This is a genomic window from Amycolatopsis sp. NPDC051758 (assembly GCF_044453095.1).
Lineage (GTDB): Bacteria > Actinomycetota > Actinomycetes > Mycobacteriales > Pseudonocardiaceae > Amycolatopsis.
Window position 1 is genome coordinate 337987 of sequence record NZ_JBITCJ010000008.1, and the last position, 20193, is coordinate 358179.

A 20193-nucleotide genomic window follows, 5' to 3' on the forward strand; every position below is an offset into this window, starting at 1 on the left:
ACCCGACCGGATACAAGGGACGTACAAAAGGGGCAATCACCCCGCCCGGAACCCGCGCAGCCGCAGGCTGTTCGTGACGACGAAGACCGAGCTGACCGCCATCGCCGCCCCGGCGAGCATCGGGTTCAGCAGGCCGGCGGCGGCCAGCGGCAGCGCGGCGACGTTGTAGGCGAACGCCCAGAAAAGGTTTCCCTTGATCGTCCGCAGCGTCCGGCGGGAGAGCCGGATCGCGTCGACGGCCGCGAGCAGGTCACCGCGCACGAGCGTGAGGTCGGCCGCCTCGATCGCGACGTCGGTGCCGGTGCCCATGGCCAGGCCCAGGTCGGCCTGCGCGAGCGCGGCGGCGTCGTTGACCCCGTCCCCGGCCATCGCGACGACCTTGCCGTCCGCCTGCAGGCCGCGGACGACGTCGGCCTTGTCCTTCGGCAGCACCTCGGCGATCACGTGCTCGATCCCGACCTCGGCGGCCACCGCCCGGGCCGTGCCGGCGTGGTCCCCGGTCAGCAGGATCGGCGTCAGGCCGAGTTCACGCAGCTTCCGGACCGCTTCGGCCGACGTCGGCTTGACCGTGTCCGCGACGACCAGCCGCCCGCGCACCTCGCCGTCCCAAGCGACGTGCACCGCGGCGGCATCGGAGGCTTCGCCGCCCACGAACTCCGCCCGGCCGACGGCGACGGTGTGCCCCTCGACCACACCTTCGACACCGAGCCCGGGTGTGTTGCGGAAGTCCGTGACCGCGGGCAGCTCGCCGAAGCGCTCCCGAGCGGCGTCCGCGATCGCGCGGGCCACCGGGTGCTCGGAGGCGGCTTCGACGGCCCCGGCGAGCCGCAGCACCTCGCCGTCCCCCTCGACCAGCGCCATCCGGCCGGTGGTGACGGTGCCGGTCTTGTCCAGCACCACGGTGTCGACGCGCCGGGTCGACTCGAGGACCTCAGGGCCCTTGATGAGGATGCCGAGCTGCGCGCCGCGGCCGGTGCCGACCAGCAACGCCGTCGGCGTCGCCAGGCCGAGCGCACACGGGCAGGCGATGATCAGCACGGCGACCGCGGCGGTGAACGCGGCCGACGGCGAACCGCCCGCGCCGAGCCAGAAGGCGAGCGTCGCCACGGCCAGCGCGATGACGATCGGCACGAAGACCGCCGAGACGCGGTCCGCGAGCCGCTGCACGCGGGCCTTGCCGGTCTGCGCCTCCTCGACCAGCCGCGCGGTCTGCGCCAGCTGCGTGTCGGCGCCGACGCGGGTGGCGCGGACGACGAGCCGGCCGCCGACGTTGACGGTCGCGCCGGCCACGGTGTCCCCGGGTCCGACCTCGACCGGCACGCTCTCGCCGGTGAGCAGGCTCGCGTCGATCGCGGAGCCGCCGTCCTCGACCACCCCGTCGGTCGCGACCTTCTCCCCCGGCCGCACCACGAACCGGTCGCCGACGGCCAGGTCGCCGACCGGGATCCGCACCTCACGGCCATCGCGCAGCACGGCGACGTCCTTCGCGCCGAGGTCCAGCAGCGCCCGGAGCGCCGCGCCGGCGCGGCGCTTCGAGCGGGCCTCGAAGTAGCGCCCGGCCAGGATGAACGTCGTGACACCGGCGGCGACCTCGAGGTAGATGGCGCCGTCCCCGGCCATCCGCTCGATGGTGAATTCGAACGGGTGCGTCATGCCCGGCATGCCCGCGGTGCCGAAGAGCAGCGCGTACAGCGACCAGCCGAACGCGGCGAGCGTGCCGATCGAGATCAGCGTGTCCATCGTGGCGGCGCCGTGGCGGAGGTTGGCGAACGCGGCCCGGTGGAACGGCCACGCGCCCCAGACCAGCACCGGCGCGGCCAGGGTGAGGGAAATCCACTGCCAGTAGGTGAACTGCCACGCGGGCACCATCGCCAGCACGACCACCGGGACCGAGAGCACCGCGGAGCCCAGCAACCGCTGCCGCAATACCCGGGTGGGGTTTCCTTCCGGTACTTCCTCCGGTTCGTCGGCGGGCAGGGTCGCGCCGTAGCCCGCCGCTTCGACCTGCGCCACCAGGTCCTGCGGGACGACGTCGCCGGTGTGGACGACCTTCGCCTTCTCCGTGGCGTAGTTGACGGTGGCGGTGACGCCGGCCAGCTTGTTGAGCTTGCGTTCGATCCGTCCCGAGCAGGACGCGCAGGTCATGCCGGTGATGGCGAGCTCGATCTCGCCGGTCTTCGCTTCGAACTGCAGCGTCATGGCCGGTCCCCTGCCCCGGTGGCCGCGGTGAACGCGGCGGTGCGGACCACGCCGTCGTGGCGGAAGTCCAGGAACAGCCGGTAGGTCCCGGCGGAGGGCACCTCGGCGAAGAACGTCACGCCGGGCCCCGCGGGCGTCTTGCCGTCACCGGGCTCGCCGTCCGGGTGGACGTGCAGGTAGCCGAGGTCGCCGCCGCGGAGCGCGACGAGGTGGCCGAACGCGCCCAGGTAGGGCTGCAGGTCGGTCACCGCCCGGCCGGCCTTGGTCACCGTCACCGTGAGCCGGGACGAGCGGCCGGGGATCAGGTCGCCGTCGAGCCGGACGCGGTAGCCGTCGACGTCGGCGACGCGCGACTCCGGGTGGTCGACCGGCTGGAACAGCCCGGGCGCAACGAGGTCGATGCCGAGTGTCTGGGCCTGACCACCGGACGGCGTGAAGTCGGCGAAGGCGCGGTAGCTGCCCGCGTCGGCGACCGTGACCGGCACGGTCCAGGTGCCGTCGGCGGCGAGGTCCGGGTGCAGGTGCTGGTAACCGGCGTTGTCCCGGCGGACGACGATGAAGTGCATCCGCTTCTCGTGCTCGACGTCGTAGGCGGTCACCGCGGCGCCGTCCGGGCCGGTGATGGTGAAGGTGAACTTCGTGGTGGCGCCGGGGGTGAGCGTCGTGCCGGCGGGCGTGAGGGTGTAACCACCCGCGGCCGAGGCCAGCCCGCCGGGCTGGTGGTCCGCGACCGCCGCGACGGTGCCGCCGTGGACGTCCCCGTGCGCGGCTTCCTCGCCGCCGTGCGCCTCGGCCGCCGGGCCGGGGAAGGGGCCGACGGCGGTGCCGGCCACCCAGGCGCCCCCGGCGACCAGGGCGAGCGCCGCACCGTAGGCGGAGAGCTTCGCTGCGGTGTTCATGTCAGCCGGTATCCCGCTTCTTCCACGGCGCCGCGCACGTCCGGGGCGGCCAGTTCCCGGCTGCTGCGGACGGTCACCGCACCGGTGGCCAGGTCCACCGCGACGCCGGTGACGCCGTCGAGCTCGCCGATCTCCTCTTCGACCGCCCGCGCGCAGTGGTCGCAGGTCATGCCGGTGACGGTGTAGGTCGTGTCTGTCATGCCTCATGGATACCCTAGGGGGGTAGGGTACGCAAGTGTCACCCGCGGTGTAATCCACGCCACACCCATTTCGGACACCGCTGGTCCAAGCGTGTTTCTCCCGGTCACGGAGAGTGGCAACGAGCAGCCACTGGACGCTGTCGTGTTCTTTTCGTAACCTGTCCGAGATCTCGCGGCCCCCGGTCGTCTCCAAGACGGCGACGCGAGATCGCCGCCGATACCCCCCTGCCGGGGACCGGACCCCATTTCGCGCTTCACCTGATGCGGTGGAGCGCGGCCGATGCCAGGTCAGCGCGGACGAGGCCCCCGACTCGCCGCCCGGTGCCCGACGGCGGCCGAACAGCAAAGGAGACCCGCGCGAGAATGCATTCGCATCCCGTCAAGCGCGTGGTGTCAGGTGCCCTCGCGGCCGCCGCGGTGATCACCGTGATCACCGTCGCCCAGCCGCCGGCCACCGCCGCCCCGATCCCCGCCCTCCAGGCCCCGCCCACCGGGTCGGACGCCCTCGCCAAGTACCGCGACCTCGCGGCACAGGCGGAAAAGCTCAACGAGGACCTGCTCAAGGCCCAGGACGACCTGGCCGCCAAGCAGGGCCAGCTCGACAAGGCCAACGCCGACGTCACCGCCGCCAAGGACTCCGGCGCCCAGGCCATCGAGGCGAAGCAGAAGTACCAGTCCCAGGTGGACAAGTTCGCCGGCGCGTCGTTCACCAGCGGCGTCGCGATGAACAAGCTGTCGGCGCTGCTGGCCGGCACGTCCACGCAGGACTTCCTGGACCGCTCGGCCGCCCTCGAGGTCATCGCGACCCAGAAGAACGGCGCGATGGACGGCCTCACCACCGCGGCCGACAAGGCCACGGCCGCCGAGAAGACGGCGACCGACGCGGCGAAGCGGGCGACCGACGCCCGTGACGCGGCGGCGAAGCTGACGTCGGACATCGAGGGCAAGAAGAAGGGACTCCAGGCCCAGATCGACCAGCTCGAGGCGACCAGCCGGACGCTGAGCACGTCGGACAAGGCCGCCCAGAAGGACACGGGCGGCGTCCCGCCGACCGTGAAGGCGCCCACCGCGGCGGCGCAGAAGGCCGTCGACGCGGCGCTGAGCAAGCTCGGCAGCGCGTACGTCTGGGGCGCCACCGGGCCCAGCACGTTCGACTGCTCGGGCCTGATGCAGTGGGCGTACAAGCAGGCCGGCATCTCCTTGCCGCGGACGTCCTCGGCGCAGGCCGGGTTCGGCACGTCGGTCTCGCGGGACCAGCTGCAGCCGGGTGACCTGGTCGCTTACTACTCCCCCGTGTCCCACATCGGGATGTACCTCGGCGACGGCAAGATGGTGCACGCGCCGACCAGCGGCGACGTGGTCAAGATTTCGCCGCTGCAGAGCCAGTACGCGGGCGCGACGCGCCCCACGGCCTGACGCGGATGCCCCGTTCCGAGGTGTAAAGATCCCGGAACGGGGCATCTTCCGCGCATGGTCGAGAAACACGACGCCGCCACCCTCGATGCCGTCGGCAAGGTCACCGAAGCACTCGAGACGATCGAGCGGGCCCGCGGTCACCTCTACTCGTTCCACCAGCTGACCGGCTGGGCGGACCTCACGTTCGGCGACGCCGTCAAGCAGCTCGAACAGGCCGGCCACGCCGAGTGGGCGCGGCGGATCTCCGAAGAGCTCGTCGGGCTCAACGTGCTCCCCGATCGGTGGACGTTCCAGGTGGTCGAGGAGTACGACGACGGGTACTACAAGACCTGCCGCGACCTCGAGCGCGAACTGCTGGCCGACCTCACCGACGGCCGCCGCCACCTGCAGGAACAGCAGATGAAGGCGGAGCGGCGCACCCCGGGCCGGCCGGGTCACGAGGCGGGTCCGCCGAGCACTCCCCCCGCCGGCGCGTGACCGGCGATCGTCGTACCCCTGCGCTACAGTCGAGCGCGGACGAACAGATGTTCGATTGGAGGAGTCATGACGGACGCTGTCGAGCCGAACCCGGAGAAGGACCCGAGTGAGTGGACCACCGGCGCCGAGCCGATGACCGGGCCGCAGAAGTCGTACCTGCAGACGCTGGCCCAGGAGGCCGGCGAAGAGGTTCCGGACGGTCTCACGAAGGCTGAGGCCTCGGAACGCATCGACGAGCTGCAGCGGACGACCGGGCGGGGCGCCTGAGGGTGCCGCTGTGCGCGGCGCCACGGCGTGGCCGCCACGAGCGCGGGTAACCGGTACGCGAGATGCCCGACTCCGCGAAGGAGGACATCACCGTGTACCTGACCGTGCTGCTCGTGACCCTGGCCGGGGTGCTCGTGCTCGGCGTGGGGGCCGCCCGGGAGCTGCGGAAGCCGTATCCGCTCACTGCGAAGCGCACTCTTGTCGTGGCTTGGCTGGTGGCGGCCGCCGGGACAGCCTGGTGGGCGGTCGCACCGGGCGCCGCGCCGCTGGTCGTCGCCGTGGTCGGCTTCGGTTTCCTGGTGGCCGCTTTGAACCGGGGCCCGAACGCCCGGCCTATCCGCGGGCCATGCCGTACCAGCCGCCACGATGACCGGCGGGGTTGGCGGCGCCGCTGCGCGGGTAACACGCGGGAGTGTCCCAACCGAACGAACAGCCCGAGATCGCGCGGCCCGGCACGCCGGACCCGGGGCGGGCGGAAGACGATCTGTACGAACCCGGCGAGGGCGAACCGCCGGAGAGCGCCGACGCGGCCCACGGTGTCGGGCAGAAGGTGATCGGTGAACTCCGGGAGCGTCGCGAATCCTGAGGGCTCAGGCGGCTTGCGGCAGCGCCGCACCGGTGATCCTGAGCAGGAACTCGGCGTTCGAGCCGGTCTTGCGGAGCTGGTCGAGCAGCTGCTCGATCGCGTGCGGTCCCTGCAGCGCGCGCCGGACCTCGTGCATCGCGTGGAGTTCGCCCGGCGTGACCAGGAGCTCTTCGCGCCGGGTCCCGGAGGCGGCGAGGTCGACCGCGGGGAACACCCGGCGCTCGGCGGTTTTGCGGTCGAGCCTGAGCTCGGCGTTGCCGGTGCTCTTCAGCTCCTCGAAGAACACTGTGTCGGCCAGCGAACCGGTTTCCACCAACGCCGTCGCGACGATGGTGAGCGAGCCGCCGCCCTCGACGTTCCGCGCGGCGCCGAGGATTCGCTTCATCGGCATCAGCGCGGCCGCGTCGACCCCGCCGGACAGCGTGCGGCCGGAAGGCCGGGCCGAAAGGTTGTACGCGCGGCCGAGCCGGGTGAGGGAATCGAGCAGCAGCACCACGTCTTCACCGCGCTCCACCAAGCGTTTCGCACGCTCGACGGCGAGTTCCGCCACCGCCACGTGTTCGGCGGGCGGCCGGTCGAAAGTGGACGCGATCACCTCGCCGCGCACGGTCCGGCGCAGCTCGGTGACCTCCTCCGGGCGTTCGTCGGCGAGCAGCACCAGCAGCCGGCATTCCGGGTGGTTGACCGCGATCCCGTGGGCGATTTCGCTCAGCACCGTGGTTTTCCCGGCCTTCGGCGGCGAAACGACCAGGGCGCGCTGGCCCGTGCCGATCGGGGTGACGAGGTCGATGACGCGGGACAGCAGCCGCCCCGGCGTGGTTTCCAGCAGCAGCCGCCGGTCCGGGTGCACCGGCACGAGGTCGGCGAAGTGCGGACGCGGTTCGGCCGGATCGGCGCCGTGGACACTGGTGATCTTCTCGGTGGTGCCGGTGATTTCGTCACCGGGACGCAGCTTGTGCTTGCGCACGAGGGAAAGCGGCAGGGCGACGTCGTCCGGCGACGGCGCGTGGCCGGTGCGGACGACCGGAGTTTTTCCGGACAGGTCAAGGATTCCGTGAAAGGACATGGTTGTCTCCTGATGAGGTGGCCGGCCCGCACACGCACGGCGGGGCCGGGAAAAAGTGGAAAGAGGCCGATCGGCCTGGATCCGGGAGCTTCCTCCGGGCGGCCGCAGGGCCGACATCCGCGAGGAGCACCATCACTGTAGCGAGCCGCCGCACGAAGCACAACGGGTAAGACCCGGTGGCGGTGGGTAGCCCTCCAACGAAGCAAACCGATGGGAGCGGATCGTGCCTCGACACATCCCGGACCGCGGCGCCGACGCGGACGCCGACCAAACCGGGACCACGTCCCCGGTCACCGCCGGGACCGTGGTCGCCTCGACTTTCGAAGAACAGGCGCCGGCCCTGCCCAACGAGATGGCCGACCTGCGCCGCAAGCTGACCCGCTGGCTCGGCGAGTTCCCGCTGGGCCCGGACAGCAAGCACGACATAACACTGGCGACGTACGAAGCCTTGTCGAACGTCGCGGCGCACGCCTACCCGGACGGGCACGGCTGGGCCCGGCTGCAGGCGACCCGCAGCGGCGACGCGCTGACGGTGACGGTGACCGACACCGGCTGCGGCATCCCGGCGACCCGGCGGCCCCAGCCGGGCCTGCGGACCTCCGGCGGGCGCGGGCTGCTGCTGATCGAGAAGGTGGCGGACCGGTCCGACATCAACACCGGTGACCACGGAACGGAAATCCGGATGACCTGGCACCCGGCGGCACTGCGGACCGAGTGCCGCACCTGACGCGCGGCACACCGGCACGTCGGGTCCAGTGGCCGAAACCGGCCGAAGAAAGTGCCCCACAAGGCTTTGCCTGCACCGAAGCACGAAGATGCAGGACTCGCCTGGACGTCAGCTACAGCAATTCCCCCTGCTGCAGCCTTCCCCTCAACCCCAAAAAGTGTGCCAGCTCACACCCTCAGGCCGCGCCGGCCAACCGCACCAGCCGGTTCCTCGGGTAAGAAACCAACTCCCGCTCCTCGTCCGTCGTGAAGATTTCGACGGAATCCTCCACCAGCTCCGCCGAATTCACCTGCAGCTGCCACGCGGGCAGTCCCGGCGCCGGCTCGTGCCAGAACCACTGGCCCTTGGTGAGCTGGTGCGCCGGGACCGTCGCGTCGTCCGTGTTCATGTGATGAGGCTAGCCGCCACCACCGACAGTTTTTGCACTGCCTCAGCCGTGGGTGGCGCCGACGGTGATGGTGAGCACCTGCGGGTCGCCCGCGAAGACCGCCCCGCTGAAGTCCGGGCCGGGGCTGACGTCGTCGTACGGGAACGCGTATCCCCGGTTGTCCGGCAGTTTCGAGTGCACGATGCGGGCGTAGTGGTTGGTGACGTCGCCCTGGTAGAACTTCGCCGGGTCCTCCGCGGTGGGCTGGTTCGGGTTGTCCAGCAACGTCGTCCGGTTCAGCGCCGCCGCCAGGCGCGGGACGATGCTCTTGCGCGCGTCGCTCGCGCCCCCGGGGATCGCGAACGGGCCGCTGTCGCAGCTCCACACGTCCGCCGTCGCGGGCTTCGCGAACGATTCGGCGCCGAAGGTCAGCTGTCCCCCGCTGACCCGGCCGGTGAAGGTGCCCAGGCCCGGGTTCTGCGAATCCACCACGAGGTCCGTGCCCTCGTACTTCTGCCACACCTGGTCGATGTAGCCGTCCAGGTAACCGCCGAACTGGTCGGCGTGGTGGTGCGGCGACAGCACCCGCAGGTTCCCGCCACCGCCGGTCTGCACCAGGCCCGGCCAGTTCCCGCCCAGTGCCGACAGCTCCGCGGCGATCCCGTCCAGCGAGCCCGATGGCAGCCCGTTGACCGTTTTTGTGCCGGAGCCGCTGGTGGTCAGCTCCAACCCCATCGGGATGCCGACGAAGTCGACGTAGCTGATGTTGGCGAACAGCTGCTCGTCGTTGAACGTGAACTCGCTGAACGACCAGTTCTTGCCGAAGTTCGCATCACCGGAGTTGAGGAAGCTCGGGTGCACCAGGTTCGGTCCCGGGTCGAGGAAGAAGTCCAGCTTCGCGTCGGTGACGACGTACACCCGCGCCCCGCCCATCTTGGGCACCGCGACCTGCGCCCCGGAAGCGACCGGGATCGCGCAGTCCTCCGGCAGCGGTGTGGTCGGCGCGGACGGTGAGTCCGGGTAGTACGGCGTGCCGTCGGCGCGCAGCAGCACCAGCCGCCCGTCCGGCGTGGTGCCGGTGACGTAGGCGTACACGGTGCCGGAGCCGGAGTTGTTCACCAGCTCGAGCCCGAAGGTGTCCGGGGTGGCGGCGTAGGCGGACCGCGCCAGGGGCAGCACCGTGGCCGTGGCGAGCGTCGCCGCCGAGAGCCCGAGGAACGAGCGACGGGAGATCATGCGTCCTCCGCGTTGAGGATGGGGAACGTATTCCACAATGGACATTTCTCGCAGTTCGTTGTGGACGTGAACAAACTATGACCGCGCGCATCCGGCCTGACAACCCCTCGAAAGGAGGTCCAGACCACCTCAGCCCACGGCCCGCGCGCTGCCCAGCGCAAGGAAATTCCAAACGCGACCCGCGCGGCTCTGCCTCCGCGTACCGGGTCGAAAGTACTTCCGGGCACACCCCTTGACGGCACCACGCCGGTCCGGTGACAGTGGACGGCCTCGCAGGTCGTGGACGACCAGATTTCGGCTCATCCCACAGAAAGCGGGACCCATGCACCCCACCAAGCGCGCCCTGCGGCTGACCGCCGCGGTGGCAACGTTGTCATTCGCCTTCTCGGCCGCCCCCGCGGCCGCCGACGCGGAGTGGACGACGGTGTTCGAAGACAACTTCGACGGCGCCGCGGGCACCGGGCTGAACACCCAGGACTGGCTCTACGACAGGGGAACCGGCTACCCGGGCGGCGCGGCGAACTGGGGCACCGGCGAACTCGAGACGGCCACCGACTCGACCGCGAACGTCTACCACGACGGCGCCGGCCACCTGGCGATCAAGCCGCTGCGCGACGCCGCGGGCAACTGGACGTCCGGCCGGATCGAAACCCAGCGGACCGACTTCGGCGCGCCCGCCGGCGGCCAGCTGGAGATCAGCGCGTCGCTCAAGCAGCCGTCCCCGGCGAGCGGGCTCGGCTACTGGCCGGCGTTCTGGGCGATGGGCGCCGACGCGCGGCCGGTCGGCGCGACGAACTGGCCGAGCATCGGCGAGCTCGACATCATGGAAGACGTCAACGCGCTGAGCAAGCACTCCACCACGTTCCACTGTGGACAATGGCAGGGCGAGTGCCACGACCCGGACGGCATCACCAGCGACCTGCAGGACTGCGCGGGCTGCCAGGACGGCTACCACTCCTATTCGGTCGTCGTCGACCGCCGGGACGCCACCGCCGAGGAACTCCGGTTCTTCCTCGACGGGAACCAGACGTTCTCGGTGAAGCAGAACCAGGTGTCCGACGCGACCTGGAAGGCCGCGGTCGACCACGGGTTCTTCGTCATCTTCGACGTCGCGATCGGCGGCTCGTACCCGAACAAGGTGTGCGGCTGCACCAGCCCGTCCGCGGACATCACGCCGGGCGCCGAAATGAGCATCGACTCGCTCTCGGTCAAGGTCAGCACCACCTGACGGTAGGCTGGCGCCATGAGCGTCCGGCACACCGTCATCGACTCCCCCATCGGGCCGCTGACCCTGGTCGGGGAGGGCGCCGCGCTGCTCGGCCTGTACTTCGACGGCCACCTGCGCACCCCTCGCCTGACCGACCACGGGCCCCGGGTGGACGACGGCTTCGAAGCCGTGGAGAAGCAGCTCGGCGAGTACTTCGCGGGCACGCGGCGCGAGTTCGACCTCGAGCTCGCGCCGCGCGGCTCGGCGTTCGAGCGGCAGGTCTGGGCGCTGCTGACGAAGATCCCGTTCGGCGAGACGCGCACCTACGGGCAGCTCGCCGCCGAACTGGGTGACCCGGGCGCCGCGCAGGCGGTCGGGAACGCCAACGGCTGGAACCCGATCAGCGTCATCGTGCCGTGCCACCGCGTGGTCGGCACGAGCGGGAGCCTGACCGGGTACGCCGGCGGCCTCACCCGCAAGCGGTTCCTGCTGAGCCTCGAGGAACCGCCCGCGGACGAGGTCGGCCGCCTGTTCTAGCCGGTCCGGCAGGTCACGGTGGGCGCCGTCAGGTTCCCGCCGTGCTCGACGGTGAAGCCGATGACGTTCCCGCTCCCGTTGGGCTTCGCGGTCAGCACGTACCCGGTGCTGTCCCAGGTCCCGGTGTAGTTCCAGCTGCCGATCACCTTCTGGGGCGCCTGGAAGGTGATCGTGAGCACCCAGGAGTTCGTGCCCGACACCGAAACCTGGCCGTTGAAGCCGACGTTCCACTCCGCCGTCTTGCTGTAGGTCGCGGTGCAGTTCCCCGGCGGCGGGGTCGTGGTGGTCGTCGTCGGGGGCGGCGGGGTGGTCGTGGTCGGGCCGCCGTCCGGCGGCGCGCCGTTGTTCAGCGCGTCGAGCACCGCGGTGTAGGCCGCCTTCTTCGACCCGTTGCCGTCGAACAACAGCGGTGTGGCGGACGCCCGCCAGGAGTCCGTGTCCCGGATGCCCCACACCGTGATCCCGGTGCACCGCGCGACGGCGAGGCACGCCTGGGTCACCGTGCGGAAGTTGTTCGCCTGCGTGGTGCCCGAACCTTCGACGTCCAGCTCGGTGATCTGCACGTCCACGCCGAGAGCGGCAAAGCTCTGCAGTGTCGTCTGGTAGTTCGCCGGCACCGGGCTGTTGCTGTTGAAGTGCGACTGGAAGCCGACGCAGTCGATCGGCACGCCGCGGGTCTTGAAGTCCTGCACCATGCGGTAGACGGCCTGGGTCTTCGCGTGGCTCCAGTCGTCGGTGTTGTAGTCGTTGTAGCAGAGCTTCGCGCCCGGGTCGGCCGCTCGCGCGGCGCGGAACGCCGCTTCGATCCAGTCGTTGCCGGTGCGTTGCAAGTTCGAATCACGCCGGGCGCCGGAACTGCCGTCGGCGAAGGCCTCGTTCACCACGTCCCAGGCGTAGATCCGGCCGCGGTAGTGGGTCGCGACCTGGGTGACGTGGTTCAGCATCGCCGACCGCAGGGCGGAGCCCTCCATGCTCTGCATCCAGCCGGGCTGCTGCGAGTACCAGGCCAGCGTGTGCCCGCGCATCCGCGCGCCCTGGCTGGTGGCCTGGCTGACGATCCGGTCGGCGTTGCCGTAGGAGAACTGGTTCTGGCTCGGCTCGGTCGCGTCGATCTTCATCTCGTTCTCCGGGGTGACCATGGAGAACTCGCGGCTGAGGATGCCGGTGTACACGCTGTCCGAGAGCTTGTTCGCCGCGACCGCCGTGCCGAAGTAGCGGCCGGTCCGGTCGGCCGCGCTGCCCAGCGTGGTGCCGGCGGCCGGCGGCGCGGACGTCGTCGTGGTGGGGGTCGGAGTGCTCGAACCACCGCTGTTGAGGCCCAGGAAGGCGATCGCGTACGGCACCATCCCGTTCTGCGGCAGCGAATGCCCGGCTCCCTGGACGCTGATCCCCTCGACCGGCGGCTGCGTGCCGGCGCCGCCGTAGCGGGTGCGCGTCCAGCCGGACTGCGGCTGGTCGGTGGCCGACGGCGTCTGGCTCAGCCCGGCGAGGTTGGTCCACTGCTTGACCTCTTCGCCGAAGTTCGGGTAGCGCAGGGTGTCGTCGGCGGTGCCGTGCCACAGCTGCATGCGCGGGTACGGGCCGCTGCGGCCGCCGCTCATCTGCCGGGCCTGGTCACCCCACTGCTGCGCGGTCTTGGTGAGCTGCCCGTTGGCGCACTGGCTGTTCCAGCTCGACCCGTCGGTCGTGCCGAAGCAGCCGGCGGGCACCCCCATGAACGCCGACCCCGCGGCGAAGACGTCCGGGTACTCCGCGGCCAGCACGTTCGTCATCATCGCGCCGGAGGAGAACCCGGTGACGAACACGCGGGCCGGATCGACGTTGTAGTGCTGCTTGGCGTAGTCGACCATCGACAGGATGCCGACCGGGTCGCTGCCGCCGCCGCGGGTGAGGGCCTGCGGTGAGGAGACGTCGAAGCACTGCCCGCTGCGGGTGGCCTCCGGGAACACGACGACGTACCCGTACTGGTCGGCCGCGGTGACGTAGTCGCGGGCGTAGCCGTTGAACACCGCCGAAGCCGAACCGGTGCAGTAGTGGATCGCGACCAGCAGCGCCGGGCGGCTCGCGACCCGGTCCGGGACGTAGGTGTACATGTTGAGGTTGCTGGGGTTGTTCCCGAAGCCGGTCACGCGCGTCAGCGTGGCCGCCGACGCGGGCTGTGCGGCGAGCAGCACGACCACCGCGACGATCGGCACCACGGCGGCGAGGAGGGCAGTGAGGAGTCTTCGCACTCGAGGAAATCCTTTCCGGGGGCAGGAGAGGAGCTGCGACGATGGTTCGTCGCGGCGCGAAGCCGGTCAACGATTATCGAAATGTTTCGGGACCTTTCGAACGGGTCACCGAGGAGTTGCCGCACGGCCGGGACGGCGTACTTCTGGGAGGATCACCCGATGACCGAGCTGCTCCTGGGACCGCTGCTGCGGCACGTCGACGCCACCTCGGCGACGATCTGGGTCGAGACCGGCGGCCCGTGCGAGGTCCGGGTCGGCGAAGCGGCCGCGCGGACGTTCGAGGTCTCCGGCCACCACTACGCGCTCGTGGTGCTCACCGGCCTGGAACCGGGGCGGAGCACGCCGTACGAGGTCCGGCTCGACGGCGACGTCGTGTGGCCGGAGCCGGACAGCGACCTGCCGCCGAGCCGGATCCGCACCCTCGCCCCCGGCGACCCGCGGTTCCGGCTGGTGTTCGGGTCCTGCCGCAAGCCGCGGGAGCAGGACGCACTCGGCCCGGACGCGCTCGCCGCCTACGCCCACCGGATGGCCCGGCTCGACGAGGCCGAATGGCCGGAGTCCCTGCTCCTGCTGGGCGACCAGGTCTACGCCGACGAGACCACCGACGCGACGCAGGAGTGGCTGGCCCGGCGACGCGACACCAGTGAGCCGCCCGGCACGGAGGTCGCCGACTTCGAGGAGTTCTGCCACCTGTACTTCGAGGCGTGGTGCGACCCTTCGGTGCGCTGGCTGCTGTCGACCGTGCCGACGTCGATGATCTTCGACGACCACGACGTGCGTGACGACTGGAACACCTCGCACGCGTGGCGCGAGGAGATGGCACGGACGTCATGGTGGCCGGAACGGATCCGCGGCGCGCTGGTGTCGTACTGGGTCTACCAGCACCTGGGCAACCTCGGGCCGGACGAGCTGGCCACGAACGACCTCTACCAGCAGGTCAGCAAGTCCGGCGAGGACAACGCCGAGCGGCTGCGCGCGTTCGCCGACCACGCCGACGAGGAGGCCGACGGCGCGAAGGGCACCCGCTGGTCCTACCGGCGCGACTTCGGCCCGGTCCGGCTGCTGGTCATCGACTCGCGGGCGGGCCGGATCCTCGACGGCGGCAAGCGCTCGATGATCGGCGACGCCGAGTTCGAGTGGATCGAGGAGCAGGCCGCCGGCGGGTTCGACCACCTGCTGATCGGCACGTCGCTGCCGTGGCTGCTGCCCAACGCACTGGCCGCGGCGCAGTCGGTCAACGAACGCGCCTGCGCGCGGCCGGGCCTGCGCGGCCGGGTGTCCGAATGGTTCCGGCAGCTCGCCGACCTCGAGCACTGGCCGTCGTTCCGCGACTCGTTCGACCGGCTGGCGAAGCTCGTCGCCCGCGTCGCCGGTGAAGGCGCCGCTTCGGTGAACGTGCTCTCCGGCGACGTCCACCACGCCTACGTCGCGCGGGCCCGGTTCCCCGCGGAGACCGCCGCGCCGATCCACCAGCTCACCTGCTCGCCGGTGCACAACACCGTGCCCTGGTACATGAACCGGCTGTTCCGGGCCGGCTGGTCACGGCCGCTGACCAAGGTCAGCGAGTGGCGGGCCCGGCGCGCCGGGGTCCCCGACGCGCCGCTGACGTGGAGCTGCGTTTCCGGGCCGCACTTCGGGAACGCGGTGATGTCGGTCGACGTCGACGGGCGCACCGCCACCGCGACGCTGCTGCAGCCGGACGGCCACACCCTCGCCGACGGGCCGTCGGTCCGGCTGACCTGAAGGTGGGTGCGGCGCGGCCACCTTCGGGCGGCTGATCAGCGTTAACCTCGGATCATGGCCAAGGACAACCAGCTCGGGGAGTTTCTCCGGGCCCGCCGCGAACAGGTGCGGCCCGAGGATCTCGGCCTGGCCGCCGGCGGCGCGCGCCGGGTCCCGGGCCTGCGCCGCGAAGAGGTCGCGCTGCTGGCCGGGGTCAGCACCGACTACTACGTCCGGCTCGAGCAGGGCCGGGAGCGGCACCCGTCGGCGCAGGTCCTCGACGCGTTGGCGCACGGGCTGGCGCTGGACGAGGAAACCGCCGCCCACCTGCACCGGCTGGCCCGCCCGGCGCCGGGCGGACGGCGGCGCCCGCGGCGGCGGGAGCAGGTCAGCCCGAACCTGCTGCGCCTGCTGGACGGCTGGCCGGGCACACCCGCCGTGATCCTCGGCCGCTGCCTCACCGTGCTGGCGCACAACGCGCTCGGCAAGGCGCTCTTCGACGGGCACACCCACAGCGGCGACCTGGTCCGGCTGGTGTTCCTCGACCCGGACGCACGCGAGTTCTACCCGGACTGGGAACGAGTCGCGGTGAACACGGTCGGCGGCCTGCGGGCGGCCGCCGGGATCGACCCGGACGACCCGCGGCTGATCGAGACCGTCGGTGAGCTGTCGCTCAAGAGCGAGGCGTTCCGCCGGCTGTGGGCCCGGCACGACGTCCGGCAGAAGACGCACGAGACCAAGCGGTTCCACCACCGGCTGGTCGGCGAGCTCGTCCTGAGCTACGAGGCCCTGACCGTGAACAGCGCGCCCGGCCAGCAGCTGGTCGTCTACCAGGCCGAGCCGGGCAGCCCCTCGGAGTCGGCGCTGGCCCTGCTGGGCAGCCTCACCACCGAAAGCGCGCCGGAGCACATCCGCCGCTGATTCCCGGCCGATCCACAGTGGACGGGCCGGTTCGTCCTGCCCGAAAACTCCGCACCCCCGAAAGACTCCGCACATCAAAAGACTCCGCACTTTGAAGGGAAATCCCGTGAAGACCATCCTCATCACCGGCGCCAGCAGCGGCATCGGGCACGCCACCGCGCTGCGCCTGGCCCGCGAAGGCCACCACGTCGTGCTCGGCGCGCGGCGGGAAGACCGGCTGGCCGCACTGGCGAAGGAGATCCACGACGCCGGCGGCACTGCCGACGTGCACCGCCTCGACGTCACCGACCGCGCGGACGTCGCCGCGTTCGCCGACGCCGCCGTGCGCGCCCACGGGCGGCTCGACGTGTTCGTCGCCAACGCCGGCGTGATGCCGTTGTCCCGCCTGGACTCCCTGCACGTCGACGAGTGGGACCGGATGATCGACGTCAACGTCCGGGGCCTGCTCCACGGCATCGCCGCGGCCCTGCCGCACTTCCGGCGGCAGGGCGGCGGGCACTTCGTGACGATCGCCTCCACCGGCGCGCACGAAGTCGTCCCCACCGCGGCGGTCTACTGTGGAACGAAGTACGCGGCCCGGGCCATCACCGAGGGCCTGCGCCTCGAAGCCGACCCGGGCATCCGCGTCACGACCGTCTCGCCGGGTGTGGTCGAGTCCGAGCTGGCCGACACCATCACCGAAGCCGGCGCCAAGGAGGCGATGCGGGCCTACCGCGCGGTGGCGATCCCGCCGGAGAGCATCGCCGGGGCGATCTCCTACGCGATCGGGCAGCCCGACGGCGTCGACGTCAACGAGCTCGTCGTGCGGCCGACCGGGCAGCGGTGACGCTCAACGTTCCAGCTCGGCGATGACCCGCGGGATCTCGGCCACCAGCTCCCGCGCGAGCAGCCCGGTGGTGCCGGTGGTCGGGATCAGCCGCTGCCCGGCGACGGCGTGGACGTGCGTGGCCCAGCAGGCCGCCTGCTCGACGTCGGCGCCGCGGGCGAGGAAGCCGCCGGTCAGCCCGGCCAGCACGTCCCCGCTGCCGGACGTCGCCAGCCCGACGTGGCCGCTGCCGTCGCGCCAGGTGCGGCCACCGGGCTCGGCGACCACGCCCATGAGCAGCACCACACCCCGGTAGCGCTCGGCGATCCGGACCGCGGTGGCCAGGTCGTCGACGTCTTCTTCTTCGCAGCCGTCGAGAAAAGCGGCCTCGGTCCGGTTCGGGGTGAGCAAGAGCCGCCCGGCCAAGGGCTCGGCCAGCTCCGGCGCCCGGCTCAGCGCGCCGAGCGCAAAGGCGTCGAGCACCACCCTGGCGTCCGGCGCGATGGCGGGGAGCAAGCGCCGCAACAGGTCCTCGGTCTCGGCGGCGCCGGTGAGGCCGGGACCGACCACCACAGTGCCGGCGCCGGGCAGCACGTCGGCCAGCCGGTCCACGGCGGCACCGGCGATCGCGCCGGAGCCGGTCTCCGGCAGCCCGAACACCGAGCACTCGGGCACGGCCACCCCGATCGCCGTCGCGTGCCGTTCGCTGACCGCCAGCTGGAGTGTGCCGGCCCCGGCGCGCAGGGCGGCCGTCCCGGACAGCGCCGGCGCCCCGGGCACGGTCCGGGCGCCACCGAGGACGAGCACGGTGCCGCGGTCTTCGACGCCGATCCGGCTGCCCCGCAACAGGGCCGGGCTGATCGGCGCCGGGTCAGGAGAGCTGTTCGGCGGCATCGTCGTCCGCCGTCGGCGGGGTTTCGGTGGCGTGCAGGTGACCGACCTCCTGGGCCAGCACCATGGTGAAACCGCCGTCGCGGTCGCGTTCCCAGGCCGTCACGGAGCAGTTCGGGACGTCGGTGCCCGAGGCGGCGCGCATCAGGTCGGGCTCGGGCAGCCCTTCGAGGAGGTAGCGCAGGGCGAAGACCGTCATCTCGTGCGCGGACAGCAGCACCCGTGCGCCGGGCCGCTCGGCGCTCAGCTCGGTCAGCAGCGACCGCACCCGCAGCACGACGTCGGCCCAGGACTCCCCGCCCGGTGGCCGGTAGTAGAACTTGCCCAGCCGCCGTTTGCGCCGCAGCTCGTCGGGCCACCGCTCCTGGACGCCGTGCGAGGTCAGCAGGTCCAGCACCCCGAGCTCGCGGTCGCGCAGCCGTTCGTCCGGCACGATCACCACGCCCTCGGGTGCGGCCAGCCGGGCGGTGTCCCAGGCCCGGCGGTAGGTCGAGGTGACCACGAGGTCCGGCGGGCGCCCGGCGAAGAACTCGCCGGCGGCCTTCGCCTGCTCCTCCCCGAGTCCGGTCAGCGGCACGTCGGCGTCGCGTTCGGCGATGTCGATCACCTCGGCGCCCGCGTCCTCCGCCTCCTCCCGGGCCACGTTCCCGGTGCTCTGGCCGTGCCGCAGCACACCCACCCACTCCAAGTCGACGTTCACGCCCGCCTGGTACCCGCGGTGACCCGCCGACGAAACCCGGGATGGTTAGGCGCGCAAAGGGCTTGCGGCTAGATTCTGTCCATGTCGCGGAGTCTCGACGCCCAGGACCGGCTGCAGCTGCTGGAAACGATCATCGGCGCCCCGGCGGGCCACCTCGGCCTGACCGAGGTTCTCACCGAGACCCTGCACCGCCTGCGCGAGGTCATGGCCGTCGACACCGCGACCGTGCTGCGTTACCAGGCCGGCGGGCAACAGCTCGTCGCCGCTGCGGCCGCGGGCATCGAGGAAGAGGTGCACCAGGGGGTCCGGGTGCCGGTCGGCAGCGGGTTCGCCGGCCGGGTGGCGCTCGAACGGCAGCCCGTCGCGCTCGACCAGGTGGACGAGACCACCGTGGTCAACGCACTGCTCTGGGAGCGGGGCCTGCACGCCATGCTCGGTGTGCCCATGGTCGCCGGTGACGACCTGGTCGGCGTGCTGCACGTCGGCTCCGTCACGCCCCGGCGGTTCTCCGAGGCCGACGTCAGCACCCTGCAGCTGCTCGCCGACCGCCTCGCGATGGCGATCCAGGTGGAGGCCCTGGAAGAGAACCGCTCCGCCACCATGGCGCTGCAGCGGAGCCTGCTGCCGAACCGCCTGCCCGACGTGTCCGGCCTCTCGCTCGCCGCCCGGTACGTGCCCGGCGCCGAATCCGGCCTCGGTGGCGACTGGTACGACCTGTTCCTGCTGCCGGGCGACCGGCTCGGCGTCGTGATGGGCGACGTCTCCGGCCACGGCCTCGAAGCGGCCGTCATCATGGGCCGGCTGCGCAGCGCCCTGCGCGCCTACGCCCTCGACTGCGAGAGCCCCGCCGAAGTGCTCGGCAAGCTCGACCGCAAGGCCAACCACTTCGAGCACGGCGCGATGGCCACGGTCGCCTACGGCGTGATCGGCCCGAGCCGCGAGTCGATCACCCTCTCCCTCGCCGGGCACCTGCCGCCGGTGCTGGCCCGGCCGGGGCAGGGCGCCGGGCTGGTGGACGTGCAGCCCGATCCCCCGATCGGGCTGACGATCGGGATCCCCGAGCGCCGCGCCACCGTGCTCGAACTGCCTCCGGGCGCCGTGCTCGCCTTCTACACCGACGGGCTCGTCGAGCGGCGCGACCGGCCGGTGGACACCGGCATGGCCGAGCTGACGAAGGCGGTGCACGCCGAGGACCCGGAACGGCTCTGCGCCCGGGTGATGGCCACGATGATCGGCAACCGGCCGGCCCAGGACGACGTCGCCCTGGTCACCATCCGGCGCGAAGCCGTCCCGGCCGGCGGCTGACCGGCCGGGACACGCCTCATTACGCGCCGAGCGCCGCTTCGCGGGTCGGGAAGAGCGAAAGGCTCTCTTCGAGCCCGGTGAGCTGGATCGGGCGCAGGGTCGCCCGCCCGGCGGCGACGATCCGCACCGCGGTGGCGGTCCCGGCGTTGCGGTGGATGGTCAGCAAGGCGGTCAGTCCGGGCGAGGCCAGGAAGTCGACCCTGGTCAGGTCGACCACGAGCACCGGCGGCGCGGCCGCCAAAGCCTCGTCCGCGGCCCGCACGAGCGCCGGCGCCGTGGTCGTGTCCACGTCCCCGGCGACCTCGACGACGATCGCGCCGGACTGCTCCGATCGGGCGATCCGGAACTCGCCGAATGGCACAGCCGTGGTCGAGCCTTCATTGTGGGCCTGGTCAGTCATGGCGTTTCTCCCCGCCTTCGGCGCCACCCCCGGG

The 20193-nt window shown here is 71.7% G+C and carries 21 protein-coding genes; 11 read left to right on the forward strand and 10 right to left on the reverse strand.

Annotation, left to right across the window (positions count from 1 at the left end):
• Positions 1-36 precede the first annotated feature (36 nt).
• The 3 genes from ACIA5G_RS34650 to ACIA5G_RS34660 are packed head-to-tail and all read right to left on the reverse strand — an operon-like array spanning position 37 to position 3298.
• The gene (locus tag ACIA5G_RS34650; protein WP_395930960.1) at positions 37-2199 is read right to left on the reverse strand and encodes a heavy metal translocating P-type ATPase; all 2163 of its coding nucleotides are present in this window, start codon (positions 2197-2199) and stop codon (positions 37-39) included.
• Positions 2196-3098: a hypothetical protein gene (locus ACIA5G_RS34655; protein ID WP_395930962.1), complete on the reverse strand. Its 903-nt coding sequence runs from the start codon at positions 3096-3098 to the stop codon at positions 2196-2198. The genes ACIA5G_RS34650 and ACIA5G_RS34655 overlap by 4 nt, the downstream gene beginning before the upstream one ends.
• Positions 3095-3298: a heavy-metal-associated domain-containing protein gene (locus tag ACIA5G_RS34660; protein ID WP_395930964.1), complete on the reverse strand. Its 204-nt coding sequence runs from the start codon at positions 3296-3298 to the stop codon at positions 3095-3097. Before ACIA5G_RS34660 ends, ACIA5G_RS34655 begins: the two co-directional genes overlap by 4 nt.
• 363 nt (positions 3299-3661) lie before the next feature.
• On the opposite strand from ACIA5G_RS34660, the gene ACIA5G_RS34665 reads away from it, so the two are divergent.
• The 4 genes from ACIA5G_RS34665 (at position 3662) to ACIA5G_RS34680 (ending at position 6044) form a co-directional block, all read left to right on the forward strand.
• On the forward strand, positions 3662-4714 hold the full coding sequence (locus ACIA5G_RS34665; protein ID WP_395930966.1) for an NlpC/P60 family protein: 1053 nt from the start codon (positions 3662-3664) through the stop codon (positions 4712-4714).
• Positions 4715-4768: 54 nt separating this feature from the next.
• Positions 4769-5191, forward strand: a complete 423-nt coding sequence (locus ACIA5G_RS34670; RefSeq protein ID WP_395930968.1) for a hypothetical protein — start codon at positions 4769-4771, stop codon at positions 5189-5191.
• Positions 5192-5257: 66 nt separating this feature from the next.
• Positions 5258-5458, forward strand: a complete 201-nt coding sequence (locus ACIA5G_RS34675; protein WP_395930970.1) for a DUF3072 domain-containing protein — start codon at positions 5258-5260, stop codon at positions 5456-5458.
• Positions 5459-5870: 412 nt separating this feature from the next.
• On the forward strand, positions 5871-6044 hold the full coding sequence (locus ACIA5G_RS34680; RefSeq protein ID WP_395930972.1) for a hypothetical protein: 174 nt from the start codon (positions 5871-5873) through the stop codon (positions 6042-6044).
• 4 nt (positions 6045-6048) lie between these two features.
• Here the strand turns inward: ACIA5G_RS34680 and rho are convergent, their stop codons facing one another.
• A complete protein-coding gene (rho, locus tag ACIA5G_RS34685; RefSeq protein WP_395930974.1) occupies positions 6049-7110 on the reverse strand; it encodes a transcription termination factor Rho in 1062 nt (353 codons plus the stop codon).
• 223 nt (positions 7111-7333) lie between these two features.
• On the opposite strand from rho, the gene ACIA5G_RS34690 reads away from it, so the two are divergent.
• On the forward strand, positions 7334-7837 hold the full coding sequence (locus ACIA5G_RS34690) for an ATP-binding protein (RefSeq protein WP_395930976.1): 504 nt from the start codon (positions 7334-7336) through the stop codon (positions 7835-7837).
• 175 nt (positions 7838-8012) lie between these two features.
• Here ACIA5G_RS34690 and ACIA5G_RS34695 read toward each other — a convergent pair whose 3' ends face one another.
• Both ACIA5G_RS34695 and ACIA5G_RS34700 read right to left on the reverse strand, forming a co-directional pair.
• The gene (locus ACIA5G_RS34695) at positions 8013-8225 is read right to left on the reverse strand and encodes a hypothetical protein (protein WP_395930978.1); all 213 of its coding nucleotides are present in this window, start codon (positions 8223-8225) and stop codon (positions 8013-8015) included.
• Positions 8226-8267: 42 nt separating this feature from the next.
• A complete protein-coding gene (locus ACIA5G_RS34700; RefSeq protein ID WP_395930980.1) occupies positions 8268-9440 on the reverse strand; it encodes a glycoside hydrolase family 64 protein in 1173 nt (390 codons plus the stop codon).
• A gap of 322 nt (positions 9441-9762) precedes the next feature.
• On the opposite strand from ACIA5G_RS34700, the gene ACIA5G_RS34705 reads away from it, so the two are divergent.
• A complete protein-coding gene (locus ACIA5G_RS34705; RefSeq protein WP_395930982.1) occupies positions 9763-10668 on the forward strand; it encodes a glycoside hydrolase family 16 protein in 906 nt (301 codons plus the stop codon).
• 15 nt (positions 10669-10683) lie between these two features.
• Positions 10684-11184: a methylated-DNA--[protein]-cysteine S-methyltransferase gene (locus ACIA5G_RS34710; RefSeq protein WP_395930984.1), complete on the forward strand. Its 501-nt coding sequence runs from the start codon at positions 10684-10686 to the stop codon at positions 11182-11184.
• Here ACIA5G_RS34710 and ACIA5G_RS34715 read toward each other — a convergent pair.
• Positions 11181-13415, reverse strand: a complete 2235-nt coding sequence (locus ACIA5G_RS34715) for a PHB depolymerase family esterase (RefSeq protein WP_395930986.1) — start codon at positions 13413-13415, stop codon at positions 11181-11183. The genes ACIA5G_RS34710 and ACIA5G_RS34715 overlap by 4 nt on opposite strands.
• A 159-nt stretch (positions 13416-13574) precedes the next feature.
• On the opposite strand from ACIA5G_RS34715, the gene ACIA5G_RS34720 reads away from it, so the two are divergent.
• The 3 genes from ACIA5G_RS34720 (at position 13575) to ACIA5G_RS34730 (ending at position 16884) form a co-directional block, all read left to right on the forward strand.
• Positions 13575-15158 (forward strand): alkaline phosphatase D family protein, encoded by a 1584-nt coding sequence (locus ACIA5G_RS34720; RefSeq protein ID WP_395930988.1) that lies wholly within the window; start codon positions 13575-13577, stop codon positions 15156-15158.
• 54 nt (positions 15159-15212) lie between these two features.
• On the forward strand, positions 15213-16058 hold the full coding sequence (locus ACIA5G_RS34725) for a helix-turn-helix transcriptional regulator (RefSeq protein ID WP_395930990.1): 846 nt from the start codon (positions 15213-15215) through the stop codon (positions 16056-16058).
• Between the two features lie 106 nt (positions 16059-16164).
• Positions 16165-16884, forward strand: a complete 720-nt coding sequence (locus ACIA5G_RS34730; protein WP_395930992.1) for an SDR family oxidoreductase — start codon at positions 16165-16167, stop codon at positions 16882-16884.
• A 3-nt stretch (positions 16885-16887) separates the two neighbouring features.
• Here the strand turns inward: ACIA5G_RS34730 and ACIA5G_RS34735 are convergent, their stop codons facing one another.
• The gene (locus ACIA5G_RS34735; RefSeq protein WP_395930994.1) at positions 16888-17757 is read right to left on the reverse strand and encodes an NAD(P)H-hydrate dehydratase; all 870 of its coding nucleotides are present in this window, start codon (positions 17755-17757) and stop codon (positions 16888-16890) included.
• Positions 17735-18454: a histidine phosphatase family protein gene (locus ACIA5G_RS34740; RefSeq protein ID WP_395930996.1), complete on the reverse strand. Its 720-nt coding sequence runs from the start codon at positions 18452-18454 to the stop codon at positions 17735-17737. Before ACIA5G_RS34740 ends, ACIA5G_RS34735 begins: the two co-directional genes overlap by 23 nt.
• An 81-nt stretch (positions 18455-18535) precedes the next feature.
• On the opposite strand from ACIA5G_RS34740, the gene ACIA5G_RS34745 reads away from it, so the two are divergent.
• On the forward strand, positions 18536-19759 hold the full coding sequence (locus tag ACIA5G_RS34745; protein WP_395930998.1) for a PP2C family protein-serine/threonine phosphatase: 1224 nt from the start codon (positions 18536-18538) through the stop codon (positions 19757-19759).
• Positions 19760-19778: 19 nt separating this feature from the next.
• Here the strand turns inward: ACIA5G_RS34745 and ACIA5G_RS34750 are convergent, their stop codons facing one another.
• Complete coding sequence (locus ACIA5G_RS34750; protein WP_395931000.1) at positions 19779-20159, reverse strand: STAS domain-containing protein; 381 nt, start codon at positions 20157-20159, stop codon at positions 19779-19781.
• Between the last annotated feature and the right edge of the window lie 34 nt (positions 20160-20193).